This is a genomic window from Mesorhizobium sp. Root552 (assembly GCF_001427285.1).
Lineage (GTDB): Bacteria > Pseudomonadota > Alphaproteobacteria > Rhizobiales > Rhizobiaceae > Mesorhizobium.
On the sequence record NZ_LMFV01000017.1, the window covers coordinates 55,960 to 70,804 of the forward strand.

The 14,845-nt window shown below is 59.4% G+C and carries 13 protein-coding genes and 1 riboswitch; of the genes, 5 read left to right on the forward strand and 8 right to left on the reverse strand.

The annotated features are described in order from the left end of the window. The first annotated feature begins 125 nt into the window (after positions 1-125). Complete coding sequence (locus ASD50_RS09820) at positions 126-596, forward strand: tetratricopeptide repeat protein (protein WP_056239807.1); 471 nt, start codon at positions 126-128, stop codon at positions 594-596. A 50-nt stretch (positions 597-646) separates the two neighbouring features. Here the strand turns inward: ASD50_RS09820 and gcvP are convergent, their stop codons facing one another. The 7 genes from gcvP to ASD50_RS09855 all read right to left on the reverse strand — a co-directional run bounded on the left by gcvP (position 647) and on the right by ASD50_RS09855 (position 8,238). Then, a complete protein-coding gene (gene gcvP, locus ASD50_RS09825) occupies positions 647-3,454 on the reverse strand; it encodes an aminomethyl-transferring glycine dehydrogenase (protein ID WP_056239810.1) in 2,808 nt (935 codons plus the stop codon). A gap of 11 nt (positions 3,455-3,465) precedes the next feature. After that, positions 3,466-3,834 (reverse strand): glycine cleavage system protein GcvH, encoded by a 369-nt coding sequence (gene gcvH, locus ASD50_RS09830; RefSeq protein WP_056239812.1) that lies wholly within the window; start codon positions 3,832-3,834, stop codon positions 3,466-3,468. Between the two features lie 6 nt (positions 3,835-3,840). Further along, positions 3,841-4,941, reverse strand: coding sequence for a glycine cleavage system aminomethyltransferase GcvT (gcvT, locus tag ASD50_RS09835; protein WP_056239815.1), 1,101 nt, complete (start codon positions 4,939-4,941; stop codon positions 3,841-3,843). A gap of 152 nt (positions 4,942-5,093) precedes the next feature. After that, a riboswitch (glycine riboswitch) is annotated at positions 5,094-5,180 on the reverse strand. Positions 5,181-5,278: 98 nt separating this feature from the next. Continuing rightward, complete coding sequence (locus ASD50_RS09840) at positions 5,279-5,671, reverse strand: helix-turn-helix domain-containing protein (RefSeq protein ID WP_056239863.1); 393 nt, start codon at positions 5,669-5,671, stop codon at positions 5,279-5,281. A 180-nt stretch (positions 5,672-5,851) separates the two neighbouring features. Beyond that, a complete protein-coding gene (locus ASD50_RS09845; protein ID WP_056239818.1) occupies positions 5,852-6,643 on the reverse strand; it encodes a molybdopterin-binding protein in 792 nt (263 codons plus the stop codon). A gap of 1 nt (position 6,644) precedes the next feature. Further along, positions 6,645-7,520 carry a cytochrome b/b6 domain-containing protein gene (locus ASD50_RS09850; protein ID WP_056239821.1) on the reverse strand — a complete coding sequence of 292 codons (876 nt, stop codon included), beginning with the start codon at positions 7,518-7,520 and terminating at the stop codon, positions 6,645-6,647. Positions 7,521-7,701: 181 nt separating this feature from the next. Beyond that, positions 7,702-8,238, reverse strand: a complete 537-nt coding sequence (locus ASD50_RS09855) for a YbjN domain-containing protein (RefSeq protein ID WP_082549565.1) — start codon at positions 8,236-8,238, stop codon at positions 7,702-7,704. Positions 8,239-8,640: 402 nt separating this feature from the next. Between ASD50_RS09855 and ASD50_RS09860 the strand changes: the two genes are divergently transcribed. The 4 genes from ASD50_RS09860 to ASD50_RS09870 all read left to right on the forward strand — a co-directional run bounded on the left by ASD50_RS09860 (position 8,641) and on the right by ASD50_RS09870 (position 14,095). Further along, positions 8,641-9,924: a tyrosine-type recombinase/integrase gene (locus tag ASD50_RS09860; protein ID WP_056239829.1), complete on the forward strand. Its 1,284-nt coding sequence runs from the start codon at positions 8,641-8,643 to the stop codon at positions 9,922-9,924. 236 nt (positions 9,925-10,160) lie between these two features. Continuing rightward, entirely contained in the window at positions 10,161-10,415 is a 255-nt protein-coding gene (locus ASD50_RS24245; protein WP_082549566.1) for a helix-turn-helix domain-containing protein, read from the forward strand. Between the two features lie 130 nt (positions 10,416-10,545). Then, positions 10,546-13,056 carry an AAA family ATPase gene (locus ASD50_RS09865; RefSeq protein WP_056239832.1) on the forward strand — a complete coding sequence of 837 codons (2,511 nt, stop codon included), beginning with the start codon at positions 10,546-10,548 and terminating at the stop codon, positions 13,054-13,056. A gap of 517 nt (positions 13,057-13,573) precedes the next feature. Further along, complete coding sequence (locus tag ASD50_RS09870) at positions 13,574-14,095, forward strand: hypothetical protein (protein ID WP_156465003.1); 522 nt, start codon at positions 13,574-13,576, stop codon at positions 14,093-14,095. Positions 14,096-14,161: 66 nt separating this feature from the next. Here ASD50_RS09870 and ASD50_RS09875 read toward each other — a convergent pair whose 3' ends face one another. Then, the gene (locus tag ASD50_RS09875; RefSeq protein ID WP_056239840.1) at positions 14,162-14,749 is read right to left on the reverse strand and encodes a hypothetical protein; all 588 of its coding nucleotides are present in this window, start codon (positions 14,747-14,749) and stop codon (positions 14,162-14,164) included. Between the last annotated feature and the right edge of the window lie 96 nt (positions 14,750-14,845).

A 14,845-nucleotide genomic window follows, 5' to 3' on the forward strand; every position in this document is an offset into this window, starting at 1 on the left:
GGGTGGTTAACGCACGCTTTGCGCCGCGCTTCAATCTGCGCGCAATTTGGCACCGAAGTTTAATTGCTCGCCTCTAATATAAAACACGAAAACGACCCGTTGAAGCGGGCGACTGGGGCAGGGGCATGCGTTACGGACTTTTCATGGCAACGGCTGCGATGGTTGCTGCCATCGCACTGGCAGGCTGCACGACAACTTCCGTAGACACGACGAAGACTACTGCGATCGACGCTACGCCTGAAAGCGTAGAGGTGTCCGATCTTGCATCTGGTAAGGCGCAGTTCCGCGATGGCAACTACGGACTTGCAGAAAAGCATTTCCGCAAGGCGGTGGAACTGCAGGCTGACAACGCAGAGGCCTGGATGGGGCTTGCCGCGTCATATGATCAGCTTGGCCGCTTCGACTTCGCTGACCGTGCCTATGACCAACTCTTGAAAGTGGCAGGTCGCAAGGCTCAGGTCGTCAACAATATGGGCTATTCGCAACTGTTGCGCGGCAACAAGAAGAAGGCGAGGTCGCTCTTCCTCGAGGCGCGCAAAGCCATGGTTGACACCACGGTGGTCGATGCCAACCTGGCGCTGCTCGACAAGGCATAAATCGCGGGGGCGAACGAAAAAGGCCGGCGCATGACGCCGGCCTTTTTCATTTATTCGGCTGCGCCGAGATATTCCGCAACCGGCGGGCAGGAGCAGACGAGATTGCGGTCGCCCGCAACGTTGTCGATACGTGAGACCGGTGGCCAGTACTTGGCGCCGGTGTCGGCATCTCCAGCGGGGAAGGCCGCCTCAAGGCGCGAATAGGAATGCTTCCAATCCCCGGCCAGCGCCTCGGCTGCCGTGTGGGGAGCGTTGACCAAGGGGTTGTCGTCCTTGGGCCAGATGCCCTTTTCCACTTTCTCAGCTTCGCAGGCTATCGCGATCAATGCCTCGCAAAGCCGGTCCACTTCGCGCTTCGGTTCGGATTCCGTTGGCTCCACCATCAAGGTTCCTGCTACCGGGAATGACATCGTTGGTGCATGGAATCCGTAGTCGATCAGCCGCTTGGCGATGTCGTCTACGGTAATGCCTGAGCTTTCTTTCAACACGCGGGTGTCGAGAATGCACTCATGCGCCACGCGTCCGCTCCGGCCCCGATAAAGGACCGAGTAGTGGTTACCCAAACGCGCCACCAGATAGTTGGCGGACAGGATCGCCACTTCGGTTGCCTGCTTCAGCCCGGCGGGACCCATCATGCGGATGTACATCCAGGTGATTGGCAAGATGGAGGCGCTGCCGAATGGTGCGGCAGCCACGGCATGGGCCGAACCTTCGCTCACGTGTCCAGGGAGGTAAGGTGCAAGGTGCGCCTTGACGCCAATCGGGCCTATGCCAGGGCCACCGCCACCATGCGGGATGCAGAAGGTCTTGTGCAGGTTCATGTGGCAGACGTCCGCGCCGATGTCGCCCGGACGTGAAAGGCCGACCAGTGCGTTGAGGTTGGCGCCATCGAAATACACCTGGCCACCATGTTCGTGCACGATGGCGCAGATGTCCTTGGCGCCTTCCTCGAACACCCCGTGCGTCGAGGGGTAGGTGAACATCAACGCTGCCAGATTGGCCGCGTTGGCCGCAGCCTTGGCTTTCAGGTCCTCGATGTCGATATTGCCGTCTTCGGTGCAGCGAACCACTACCACGGACATGCCCGCCATCGCCGCACTGGCCGGATTGGTGCCATGTGCCGAGAAGGGAATCAGGCAGATGTTGCGGTGCCCTTCATTGCGCGAAAGGTGATAGCCGCGAATGGCAAGCAGGCCAGCATATTCGCCCTGGCTGCCGGCATTCGGCTGCAATGTCACGGCGTCGAAACCGGTGATCTCGCACAGCCACCCTTCTAGCTGCCCGATCATCTCGCGATAGCCGGTCGAATGCGCCTTCGGTGCGAACGGGTGCAGGTTCGCGACACTCGGCCAGCTGACCGGCATCATTTCAGCGGCTGCGTTAAGCTTCATGGTGCAGGAGCCGAGCGGGATCATTGCGCGGTCAAGCGCCAGATCCTTGTCGGCGAGCCTGCGCAGGAAACGCATCATGTCGGTTTCCGAGCGGTTTTCATGGAATACCGGCTGGCTCATAAATTCCTTGCCACGCGGCTTTCCGGGCATCGTACTCGTCGGCTTGCCGGCCTTGGCGCCGAACAGCGCGGCGATGGCAGTCACGTCGGCTTCGCTCGAGGTTTCATCGAAGCTGATGCCTACGTGGTCTGCATCGAGAACGCGCAACAGGCGTCCAACCTTTTCGGCCTGCTTCGCGATTTCCGAAGCCTTGCCTTTGGCTTCAACCGTCACTGTGTCGAATCGGTTTTCGCCCAGAATATTTGCGCCGGCGGCTTTCAGGCCATCTGCAAGACTTGCAGTCAGGGCATGGATACGGCTCGCGATGCCCTGCAGGCCTGCCGGGCCGTGCCAGATTGCGTATGCGGCAGCCATGTTGGCAAGAAGTGCTTGCGCGGTGCAGATGTTCGAAGTCGCCTTGTCGCGACGGATATGCTGCTCGCGCGTTTGAAGTGCCAGCCTGTAGCCTGGGCGGCCATGGGCGTCGACCGACTGGCCGACCAGTCGCCCGGGAATGAGTCGTGTCAGCCGGTCGGAGACGGCGAGGTAGGCAGCATGCGGGCCGCCGAAGCCCATCGGAACACCAAAGCGCTGCATCGAACCAACGACGATATCGGCTCCTTGTTTGCCGGGCGCTTCCACGAGCGTAAGCGCCAACGGGTCCGCCACGGCAATGACAAGCGCACCGGCTGCCGTCGCCTTGTCCACTATATCCGAGTAGTCGCCAAAGACACCGAACGTGTCCGGCCAGGGAACAACGACCGCAGCCGTCTGGTCGTCGGCTTTGTCCCCTTCCACCTTGATGCCCAGCGGTTCGGCTCGCGTCTTCACGACGTCCAGAACCTGCGGATGCAGCGATCCTGCGACGATGATGTTAGGTCGCTTGCCATAGTGGAAACGCCAAGCGATGCCGACGGCCTCGGCTACAGCGGTTGCCTCATCCAAAAGCGACGCGGATGCCACTGGAAGGCCGGTGAGCTCCGTCACCAGTGTCTGGAAGTGGAAAAGAAGTTCCAGTCGTCCTTGGCTGATCTCTGCCTGATAGGGCGTATAGGCCGTATACCAGGCGGGGTTCTCGAACAGGTTGCGCTGGATCACCGGCGGCACGTTGACGCCGTGATAACCGGTGCCGATGAAGCTCTTGAGTACGGTATTCTTCGCCATTATCGCTGAAAGCTCGGCCAGCGCTTCGGCCTCGCTTGCTGGGGCGGGGAGGTTGAGCGGGCGCTCTAGCCTGATCGAGTTTGGCACCGCCTGGCTGATCAGCGTTTCGATTGATGGAACGCCGATTACAGCCAGCATGGCGCGAGTATCGTCTGGGCCCGGCCCTATGTGACGGGCCGTGAAAGGGTAAGGTGCCGTTGTCATATTGCCACCATTCAGCCGATATGGGCCTTGTACGCGGCCTCATTCATGAGGCCGTCGAGCTGGCTCTTGTCGGAAAGTTTCATTTTCCAAAGCCAACCGTCGCCGGTGGCAGCCGAATTAACGAGAGCCGGGTCGGAACTCAGCGTTTCGTTTGCCTCGGTCACTTCACCGTCGGCAGGTGCATAGACGTCGGATGCCGCCTTGACCGATTCGACGACGACTGCCGTGTCGCCCTTGGTGAGGCCTTTGCCGACCTGAGGGATTTCGACGAAAACGATATCGCCGAGTTGTTCCTGTGCGTAGTCGGTGATGCCGACCGTCGCCATGTCTCCTTCAACGTGGAGCCATTCGTGGTCTTCGGTAAAATACGTCGTTGCCATGAGGATTTATCCTTTGCGGTAGCGATGAGGAACAAACGGAAGGGAATGGACGGTGAGCGGCACCTTGGCGCCGCGCACATCTGCAAAAACTTGGGTGCCATTCGCGGCAAGCGGCGCAGTGACATAGCCCATTGCAACCGGAAATCCGGTCGAAGGGCCGAAGCCACCGGACGTAACCTGTCCGGCGGCATTGCCCCCGGCATCTACCAGTGCCGCCCCCGCTCGCACTGGCTGCCGGCCCTCTGCTTTCAGGCCGACCCGCTTCCGAAGCGGGCCGTTGGCCAAAATCGCACGCAGCGCATCCGCGCCAACGAATTTGCCGGAGGCCCGTATCTCTTTTGGAATGGCCCACATCAAACCGGCGTCAACGGGATTGGTATCGGGCGTAATGTCATTGCCATGCAGGCAAAGCCCGGCTTCGAGACGCAGGCTGTCCCGCGCAGCTAGGCCAACCCACATCACGCGATCGTCTTCAAGCAGCTTGCCTACAAGCTCACGCGCATCTTTTTCCGGCAGCCCAACCTCGAATCCATCCTCGCCAGTGTAGCCGGAGCGGGTCATGAACCAATTCTCGCGCGGTTCGATGCCATGCATGAACAAAAGCGAGCCGGTTTCGATGCCTGCGCGTGATAGCGCAGCCCACGCATCGGGACCCTGGAGCGCAAGAAAGACACGATCCAGGGGATCGATCTCGACTGCAAAACCTTTGGCCATGTTCCGCAAATGCGCCTCATCCTCTGAGGCATTGCCGGCGTTCGCCACCACCATGAAGCGGTCGTCGCCGAGGCGTGTGACGATGAGGTCGTCGATGATGCCTGCGGCTTCGTTGAGCAACAGCGTATATTTCGATTGCGAGATTGCGAGCGAGCCCGCATCGAGTGGGCAAGCCTTGTTCAGCAAGGCCGAAGTGTCCTTGCCCGATATCTCGAACAGCTTCATGTGCGAAATATCGAACAGACCTGCATGTTCGCGCGTATGCAGGTGTTCCTTCATGACGCCTGCCGGGTAGGTCAGCGGCATGTTCCAGCCTGCAAAGGCGCCAAAGCGCGCTCCGGCCTGATTGTGCAAGTTTTCGAGGGGTAGGTATCTTATTTCATCGCCTGCCATGACTTCTCCAGAAAAACACGAAATCGACCGCGACGTGCGGCCAGTCCGTGCCCCTCTGTCTGAAGCCTGAGAGACTCGCGCAACCGGAACTCTGTCGGTTGTGCTTACACCTTCGGCGCGGGGGGTTCGAAGCCCCGACTTTCCAGAGTGTCGTTCTGCCTACGGTTCTTTTGCCTGAGAGATTTCGGGCGATTTCCCCTTCGGCGGCAGCTTTCGCTGCTCTCTCCCGCAAACAGTTGAGGCCAATCAGCCTCCGACGCGTGAGTCCATAGCCTAGTCCCGACGACTTGTCACCTATGGGCGACAAGTTGTCGGCAATCTATTTTGTCCAAGCGTATTAGGAAAATTCCTGCGTAGTATTGGCGCGCTCGTCGAGTTTGTTGCGCAATTCTCCGATCAAGTGACCGGTCTCGGCATGCAGGAGTTTCAATTTTTCAAATTTGACCTCGATTTCGGTATCGAAACTGTTTCCAGTCGTTGACGGGCCGAGGCCGATCCCATGCAGCAACCATGACAGGCTGACGCCAAGCAGTCCTGCAGTTCTGTTGAGATGGTGGGAGCCGGGAATGGAACGGTCACGCTCCCATGCCTTTACGGTAGCAAGTTGGACCCCCAATCGCCAAGCCAAATCCCTTGCGCTTAGTTCGCTTGCGTCAAGGGCTCGGGAAAAACGCCCGCCAAACGTATCTTCATCCGGCTGTTGTTCGAAAATCATCTTGGTGTTGGACACCCTTCCCACCTCCTGTTCTGGCTTCTGGAAATGCGCGGCGATCAATGCCGCATGACGGGGGAAGAATGGGCAAAGGACATGCCTGAAACAACCCTTCAAGGCCGTCTTTGTCCTAATGGGTTGAAATAAAACGAGGAAAATGCAGCTGAGTTTTGAATTCAAACGGTTGGTGGGCCTTTATCAAATACCTCCGTACCAATCGTAGCCGTAGTCTTCCCAATATCCGCCCCGCCCGCCTCCGATCGACGAGAACGACGATACCAATTCGATCTTGTGGATGTATTTTGGCATCTTGTAGCCGAGTTGCCGTTCCACGCGCACACGCAATGGCGCGCCATTTTCGACCGGCAGCGGCTTTCCGTTGAGGCCATAGGCAAGAATGGTTTGCGGGTGCCGGGCATCGACCAGATCAATCGACCCATAGTACTTGATCTCGCCGGACAGGCTGCGATCTATGGTGTCGAGGCAGTGAAACACCACATACCGCGCCTCCGGTTTGACCACCGCTTGGTCCAGCACGAGCGCGAGGGGCGCGCCGGTCCACTTGGCAATGCAACTCCATCCCTCAACACAGTCATGGCGCGTGATCTGGGTGCGGCTGGGCATGGCGAAGATCTGCTCTCGCGTGAGCGATAGCGGTTTCTCCACCAAGCCGCTCACCTCCAGACGCCAATCGGCAAAATCCTTGGCCATGAGGCCTTTGTAGAACTCGTCGTCCGGGGCGGTAACGCCGTTGGGCCGCATAGGCTGGCGGATGTCGGCCTCGGTGAATTCCTGCGCAAGGGCATCGCGTCCGGCAAGCAGGCGTTGCGCGTGCAAGGTCAGATCGTTGGCGTTCTCGAGAAAGCTGCGCAGAGGTGCGCCGATACGAAGCTGGCTGTCGAAGACATCGCATCCTGTCAGTGCGATGCCGGAGGCGCCGAGGCTAGCAGCAGTAAGGAATTTGCGCCGATTGAGCATGATTTTGGCCATCTCACGACCCCCGTTCGGCATTCGGCGCCGTAGGGCCGGGCGGATCGGTTCGATACCAACCGGTAATGATCGACCGCAGTTCGTTAAAAGGTCCGGCGGCCAGGATCATCGCCATATGAACGAAGAAGAATGCGACCAGCAGCAGCATCACGGCAAAGTGGATGGTGCGCGCGGTCTGCCGGCCGCCAAACAGATCAGGCAGGAACGGCAGAACGGAATTCATGCTTGGCGACATGGTCAGTCCGGTGAGGATCATCAGCGGCAGGAGTATGAACAGCACTCCGGCATAAGCGAACTTCTGCAACACGTTGTAGTCGCGGGTATGGTGGAATCTCAGTCTGAGATGATCGGCAAAATCGCGCGGCAACTTGCGCAGGTCGCTGGCACCAGGAGCGAGGTCGCGCCTGAAATGCCCATTGAGCAAACTGGCCACAAGCCAGACGAGAAGGGTGATCGAGAGCAGCCACGCGAAAAAGAAATGGATCACCCGGCCCGTGCCGAGATCATAGTATGACGGTACCGTCAGCCAGGAAGGGAAGGCTCTCTGCCGCTCCTGACCGGGCGGACCAGACCAGCCGAAAATACCTGTTGTATCGAATCGCTTGCCAAAGATTTCCGTGAAGCCCCGAGGCCCCTCCGGAGAGTCGACCGCGCCGATGCGCAGGATCGTATTGTCATAGGTAAAGCCTGATTCCAGCCCGATATAGAGTTGTGGGCGGGCGTTAAAAATCTGCAGGCCGCTGAGCAGCAGGAACAGCAGCGAAATCGCCCAGAGCCAGTGGGTAAGCCGCGTCCATGCGGACTGCCGATAAACGAGCGGCCCCTTTTCTAGAGGCTCCATCTCCGTGATTTCGGTGCTGCGCAGGGTGGCGCTCATGTCGAAATTCCCTCAAACGGCCTGGTGAAGCCATGCTTTGCGGTTTCGACATCTTAATACGTGCAAAGGTGTGATGGTGTTTCAGGCATTCACGAATATGTGTGGACAGAAGTGTGAGCCAACCGCGAAGCCATAGTTCCCTTTCAGGACATCGCTCCACACTACGGGCAGTCACTGCGTCTCAGTGCCAACCGATGTAGGTTGTAAACTCGCTCATCAGCGTGTCGAACCGCTCAAGATTTTGCGACAGATTGTCGGCTGATACGCCGCCGCCACAGTCGATCAAATAGTCGAAATAGGTGTTGTCTTTATTGTTGGTGGCACGACCGGCCACCTTTTTGTTGTTCCATTCGAGCGCCTTGTCCTGCATTGCCTTGTCTGTCTTCAGGCTGGTTTCGAATTGCACACTTCGGCATCTCTGCTGATCGCCTTCACAATTGTAGAAGTAGACCCAGAAATTCAGGCCGGAGGCCTTGCTGTCGATAATGGGCTTGTTCTCGCTATCCACGCCGACTTTGGCCTGGTAGCCCGCTTTGCTCATTATACCTTCCATTTCATCGACCGTTACGCCGTCGAGGAAGGCCGGAGCCGTTGGCTTGTCCTGAACAAATGTGGCGTTTTCGGCGGCTGCAGCGCTTGGAACAGCAAGAGCAAACAAGACTGTGAGGAAGGTATACCGCGACATCGTCGTCCCCCCGCAAGGATTGCCGGAGGCCATATTAGCATCAGCTTGCAGAAATGGACATCCTGCGTGCTGCTTGCTGTTGGACTAGATCGGACCGGCTAGGACGCCTCGCGGGCGCGGGCCAAACGGCGCGGCCGTGCGAACCCATGAACGCATCGCGGAGGGAGGGTCTAGTTATTCAAATCCGGCAAAATTGACTTCCTGATCGGAAGTGGCTCCCCGGGCCGGATTCGAACCAGCGACCAACCGGTTAACAGAGGTTTTCCACTGCGGCCTCCTGCTATGCGGTGAGGCAAGATTAAACAATCAGGCTATTGTAAAATAAGGATTATAGCGTTCACATGGTTGCAGTTTGTTGCAAAGAGTATCGACAAAGCGCATGTTGTGGCGTACCTATTTCCGTACCTATTGGAAACCGGTTGCCCAGGGGACAGCATGCCGACCATCGAATTAACCGACCGTTTTTGTCAGTCTGCTAAGCCGATTGACGGCAAACAGACCGATTATTTCGACCTGAAAACAAAAGGGCTGTGCCTTCGCGTTTCACCCGCCGGCACTCGGTCTTGGAACCTCGTTTATACAAAACCCGGCGACAGCAAGCGCGCGCGCATGAAGTTGGGTCGCTATCCCGAAATGAAACTAGTAAAGGCGAGGGAAAAGGCGAGGGACGCGCGTAGCGAAATCGGCGAGGGCACCGATCCCATTGCCGAAAAGAAGGCGCTAGCCGCTTCGCAGACCGTTTCCGACATGGTGGAAAACTACATCACCCGCCATGCCTCGACTAAGCGTTCCGGCGACGAGATCGCCCGCCGGCTTCGTAAGAATGTCTCCGATACTATCGGCACAATCAAACTGTCCGAACTGCACCGCCGCGACCTGACTCGTTGCATTGATGCCGTGAAGGACAGGGGTGCGGATGTCGAGGCCAATCGGGTATTCGAGGATATGCGGGCCATGGTCCGCTGGGCGCGCGGACGCGGCGACCTCGACGAAAACCTTGTCGAAGGCATGAAGAGGCCGACCGAGACGAGCGAGCGTGATCGCGTTTTACTTGCCGAAGAAATCAAGACGATGTGGAAGGAGCTGCCCGACGCTGATATGCGCGAATCAACCCGGCGCATTCTTCGCCTTTGCCTTGTCACCGGGCAGCGGGTGGGAGAGATTGCCGGCATGGTTCGCGATGAAATCGACTTAGATCAGCGCCTTTGGACGATCCCGCCCGCCCGCGCCAAGAACAAGCGCGAGCATGTCGTACCGCTATCCGAGATGGCCGTTGCTATCATCCGCGAGCAACTTAGCGCCGTTGAGGCGCTGGACGAGCGAAAAGGCAGGGTGCCCACGCCTTTCATTTTCCCCGGACCGGGAAGCCGTGCAGCCGTCACCGGCGCGTCGATCCCGAAGGCTGTCAAACGCGAGGAAGTGACCAAGCGTGAAACTACAACTATCATGGGCATTACGCCATGGACGCCGCACGATCTTCGCCGCACGGCTGCGACCCGTATGGAGGAAATCGGCATTTCGCCGTTCATCATCGGGCATGTACTGAATCATGTGTCCGCGACGAAAGCCAGCATCACCAGCCGTGTTTACGCCCGATACGACTACGCAAAGGAGAAACGGGAGGCGCTGGACCTGTGGGCCGAACAGCTAAGAGCCATCATTGCGGGAGCCGACCGAGAAAGTGCGCTTCAGGTGGGGAAAGTTGCTGTGCAATCATAAAATTTGGGTGCCGCTTCAACGCATGAGACTTTGAACGCGCCTATTTCTGCTGCGGTCCGACCTTCCGGGTCGCCTTCTCTTTTTGGATGAGCAGGTTTCGTTTTTGACAAGGCCGTCAAATATCTGAAACCAAAAGGAAAAAGTATAGTTCCCTCCGACCTTTCTTCTGGCGTTACTGTGTCGGGTGCGTTCTTATCGTCGCATCCCAACTCCATTTGTCGCAGAAAGGACGCTCTATGCCGATCCCACCCGCAAAAGCCGCAAACAACAATACCAAATCTGAAACCGAACCGCGCGCAACATGGGCGAACCTTGGCCCCTTGGTATCGTGTCGCGAACTCATACAAGTGCTAAACCAAAGCCGAGCAACAATTTACCGCAATTCTGCATCGGGAGCGCTTCCAAAGCCTGTAAAGATCGGCGGCTCTACCCGCTGGCTGCGCAGTGACCTTCAGGCGTGGCTAGAAGGGCTAGCATCGAAGGCCGCATAAGAAAACGGTCCGCGCTCATGACGCGGACCATTGCGGTGATTTTCCCGGATACTTCACCCCACGCGGACCAAGCGTAGTGCCTGTCCAGGGCGGGCGAACCCACCAACATTTGACAGTCGAGACAATACCTATGCAACCAAGCGGAAGCAAGGATTGCGGCCAGTGTGGCGCGCATACCGATCCTAAAACTGACACACCCCAAACCGAAGCAGGCCCGCCAACGGCAGTTGGCGAGCAGAAGGCCGCCGACCATAAGTCGATCCCAAAATCGCTGTCGCCTATCGACTTCCTGTTTGAAATCTATGGCTCGAACGTCTCTGACATTTGGGTGTGTTCATTCCCTCCCGGTCCCGAACATTGGCCGGGTCGCTGGTTTGGAGCCAATGGCGCGGCCTACGTGCAACCGAGCAACAACAATTATTTCTGCATCGGCTTGCTGGGACCGAACGAAACCCGGCGGTCATCGGCAGGTGTCGTCAAACACTTCCTGTTCTTTGCAGACGATATTGGAACAAAGGTCGATCCGGCGAAGTGGGAAGCGCTATTTGCGCAGGGTTTCCCCCGGCCCACCTATAAGATCGAGACTTCGCCCGGCAACCAGACGTGGGTTTGGGTGCTGGATAAGCCGGTATCATCTAACGACGCCGCGCGCGTGCGGTCGCTGCGGGTTGTGCGCGAAGCCCTGGGCCGGTTGGGGCTGTCGGACCCGCTACCGGACGACGCCCGCTATATCCGTATGCCCTGCGGTATCAACTCGAAGCAGAAGTATATGGAAGAATACGGGATGCCCGTCCCGGTCCGGCTGGTCGAACATAATCCGGCAGCGCGGGCCGATCTGGACCATTGCGCTGCGCTCCTGCTGGGACCGGACTGGCGGGACAAGTCTGACGAGGACCTGGGCCTGAAACCTTCCGGCTCGTCGATGGCCGGCGCGCTTGACCGCACCGCCGACTTGAACCAGCCCGAACCGATCATGCAGCTGGCGCAGGCGTTGGGTACGGACCTGTCGCAAGTCCGGGCGGGGGTTGTCGAAGCGCTTTGCCCCAATATCGACGCGCACACCACGCGGGCCGATACTGGCTTTGCATTCCTGGGCAACGGCCTGATGGAGTGCTCCCACGCCAGTTGTCAGCATCTTCGCACGCCGGACTTTCAGCGCATGATGTGCGAGCGCTTCGACAACGAACAGGATGGGCGTGAGGCGTTGGGCTTGCCGCTACTGCCGGGTGGCCGGACCGCTTCAGAGTTTCTGGCGCGGGCGGCGTTCGACTACCACGACGCCAAAATCGGCATCACTGCCGATGCGATCCAGCAAGCCGCAGATCGGATAGCAGCTGGGCAGGTTGGTGCCCTGACTGGCATCCCTGTAGCCTTTCGACCCACACAGTTTCGGCTCCAAGCATCGACCCGCATTCCGCCGCGTGAATGGGTCTATGGTCGGCATCTGATCCGTGGGCACGTATCGCTGCTTGTGTCGCCCGGCGGCCTTGGAAAGTCGTCGCTTGTTATCGCCGAGGCGCTGGCGATGGTGACGGGCAAGCCCTTGCTTGGCGAGAATCCGACCGGGCAACTGCGGGTCTGGCTTTGGAACGGCGAAGACCCGATTGACGAACTTGACCGCCGCATCACTGGTACTTGCGTTCACTACGGTATCACGTCGGCAGATATTGGCGACCGGCTTATGGTGGACAGCGGACGCAATCTGCCGATCAAGATTGTGCGCGCCGGGCAGGACGGCCAGTTTATCGCCAAGCCCGCTGTTGACGCCTTGGCGGATATTCTCAAGGCGGCAAAGGTGGACGTGCTGATAATCGACCCGTTCGTGACGACGCATGACCTGCCGGAGAATGACAACACCGCCATGAACGCCGTTGCTGCGGCGTGGCGTCAGGTCGCGGACCGGGCGGGCTGCTCTGTCCTGCTTGTGCATCATGTCAGCAAGGCCGGCGCATTGGATGGCGATGCCTTGGGCATCTATGGCGCGCGCGGCGCTGGGTCTTTGATCGACGCCGTGAGGTCCGCCCGCTTTCTGGTCCGCATGACAAAGGAAGAAGCTGAAAAGTTCGGCGTCTTTGCTCCCGATGACCCAAGGCGCTATTTCCGGGTCCAGACGGGCAAGTCCAACCTCGCACCGCCAGGTGATGCCCAATGGCTCCGCACGGTCGGCGTGCCGTTGCACAACGGGACCGCGCAATACCCGGACGGCGACGTGGTTGGCGTGGTCGAGACGTGGACGCCGCCTAGCATCGCCAACACCACAACCGTTCAAGACCTGCAACGGGTCCAAGACGCAATCAGGGCTGCGACCGATCTGCCGCGCGAAAACGAGCAGGCGTTGGACTGGGTGGGTTATCTAATCGCTGATGCTGTTGGCTTGGACGTTGGCGTGGTCGGCAGTCACAAGCCGGACCGGACGCCAGCACAGAACGCGGCGCGGGCGCATGTCCGGCAATTGTTGTCGGTTTGGGTGGCCAATGGTGGGCTGGTCCGCACGCCCGTGCCGGGGCAGGCGGGCAAACGCCAGGTGTACGTCATCGACGTGGGCAAGCCGGCGCAGACTTTCATGGCCGACAACAACAATGAACTTCCCGCCGCACTTCGCCCGGAAGGCATGTCCGATAATGACGCCGACGCTGCCTGATCTGCCTCAAAATCCTGTCTTACCCGCACCCAACGCTGGGTGCGGGTGCTGGGTGCGGCTGGGTGCGGGTACACGTGCCGAGGGCGGGGCGGGTGGGGGCATGAAATGCCCACCCGCACCGCACCGGTGTACCTTAGGAACTTGGGTGCGGTGCGGGTGGCAAAAACCTGGTTTTCCGGCCTTTTCGGCGGCAAGCCTTGGGTGCGGGTAGACCCTAAAACGATCCCAACAAGCGACCTTGCCGTAAATGCTGGGTGAGGGTGCCGAAGCCCGAAAACACCTCGAAAAAGAACACTCACGGCGATAATAGGGACGACTTGTCCCACGGCACGGCCCGCCACTGTGCCGCCCCGGCGACCGCAAGCGCGGTGCTCCGGCGCAATCGCCAAGCGCCAACCCCGGAAGGTGGCAATACCGCAAGACCAGCCCGGACTGTGCACGCTTGCTGTCCTAACTCAACCCTCGCGGACCCGGACCTATGTGTGCCGGGCCCGCTGGACCCGAAAAGGCCAACATAATGAAGAATCCAACCAAACGCGGACCGAAACCCAGTCCCATCGAAGTAGAGGTTTGGGGCAACCCGGAGCAGTACAACCCGACCGAAGGGATGCACTGGATCGGCAGGTTAAACCGGCTCTTTGAAGCAAACCTCGGCTACCGCTTCCACACCGAGCGCCTGACGCGGCAACAGCTTCTCCGTATGAGCGTACACGGCGCGTTGTTCGGCGTTGTGGGCTATCCGCGCAGCCATGCCTTTAATACCCACGGCCTTGTCACCATTGACGGGCAAGGGCCGTTTGACGCGATCTATGTGCGGGACTGGTCGGCACCACGTCTCCGTGCTGTGCCGCCCTATGCCGCCAACCGGAAGGAACTCACCATCCTGCCGGGCGTGCTTCTCGCGCCCAACGGCATCGGCGTTGACCCCCTGACCAGCTATCCGGCCACGGTCGAAGCTGTCTGCCGGGGCTTGTATGACGCTTGGGTGGCGGCGACGGGAACAGTGCGCCGGACCGGCGATAAGCCCAGCACGCCATAAGCGGGCGAAGACAGCAGCACACCTGACGATGATGGTGGCGCGGCAACCACCGCGCCCTTGCTCTATTCATACCGTCAGCCGCCGGCCGTCTGACAGCAGACGCACCGTGTCGAGCCAGCGCCGCATGTGGGCGGCGTTACTCGGCTCCGTCACATAGGCATAGAGCGCCTGCATGACGGTCTGCTTCTCGGCATCGCTGCGGCAGTTCCAGAACAGCCGGTTCAGCAGCACATGATGTTCCGCACATACCGTTGCCACCCTGCCGGGGTCCGGCACGCCAGCGCTGGCCTTCGGCACGCGGGGTAGCTTTGCGGTAGGCTTGGGTTTCTTCATCTTCGGCTGGTCCAAATTCTGCCGCTTTGAAAACACCTCCGGCTCGCCCACGGTCCACAATACAGCAGCAGCCGTTTGCTGTTCGAGCGCGGCTAAGTCTTCACCGGACGGCGGACCCGCATCGCGGACCCGGACCGGCAATTCCTGGTAGAGCACGCGGGACCATGTTTCGTCTTGCTTCCGGTCGATCTGATGCCTGCGATATTTCCAGCGCAGCCAGTCGAGCACGGCAGGCGGCAGCGGCTCTCGGCGGCGCGCAAGGCCGCTTTCCTCCTGAAAGGCCCATTCATGCTCGCCGAGGTCGATTGTGCTGCCGGCCATGTCAAGCGAATCCAGGAACTGACCCCTTTCTCGAATTGAAGAACTAACCCCCCTTTCATTGGTTCGTGGTTTCGTTGGTCTCTGGCGCCGATCCGG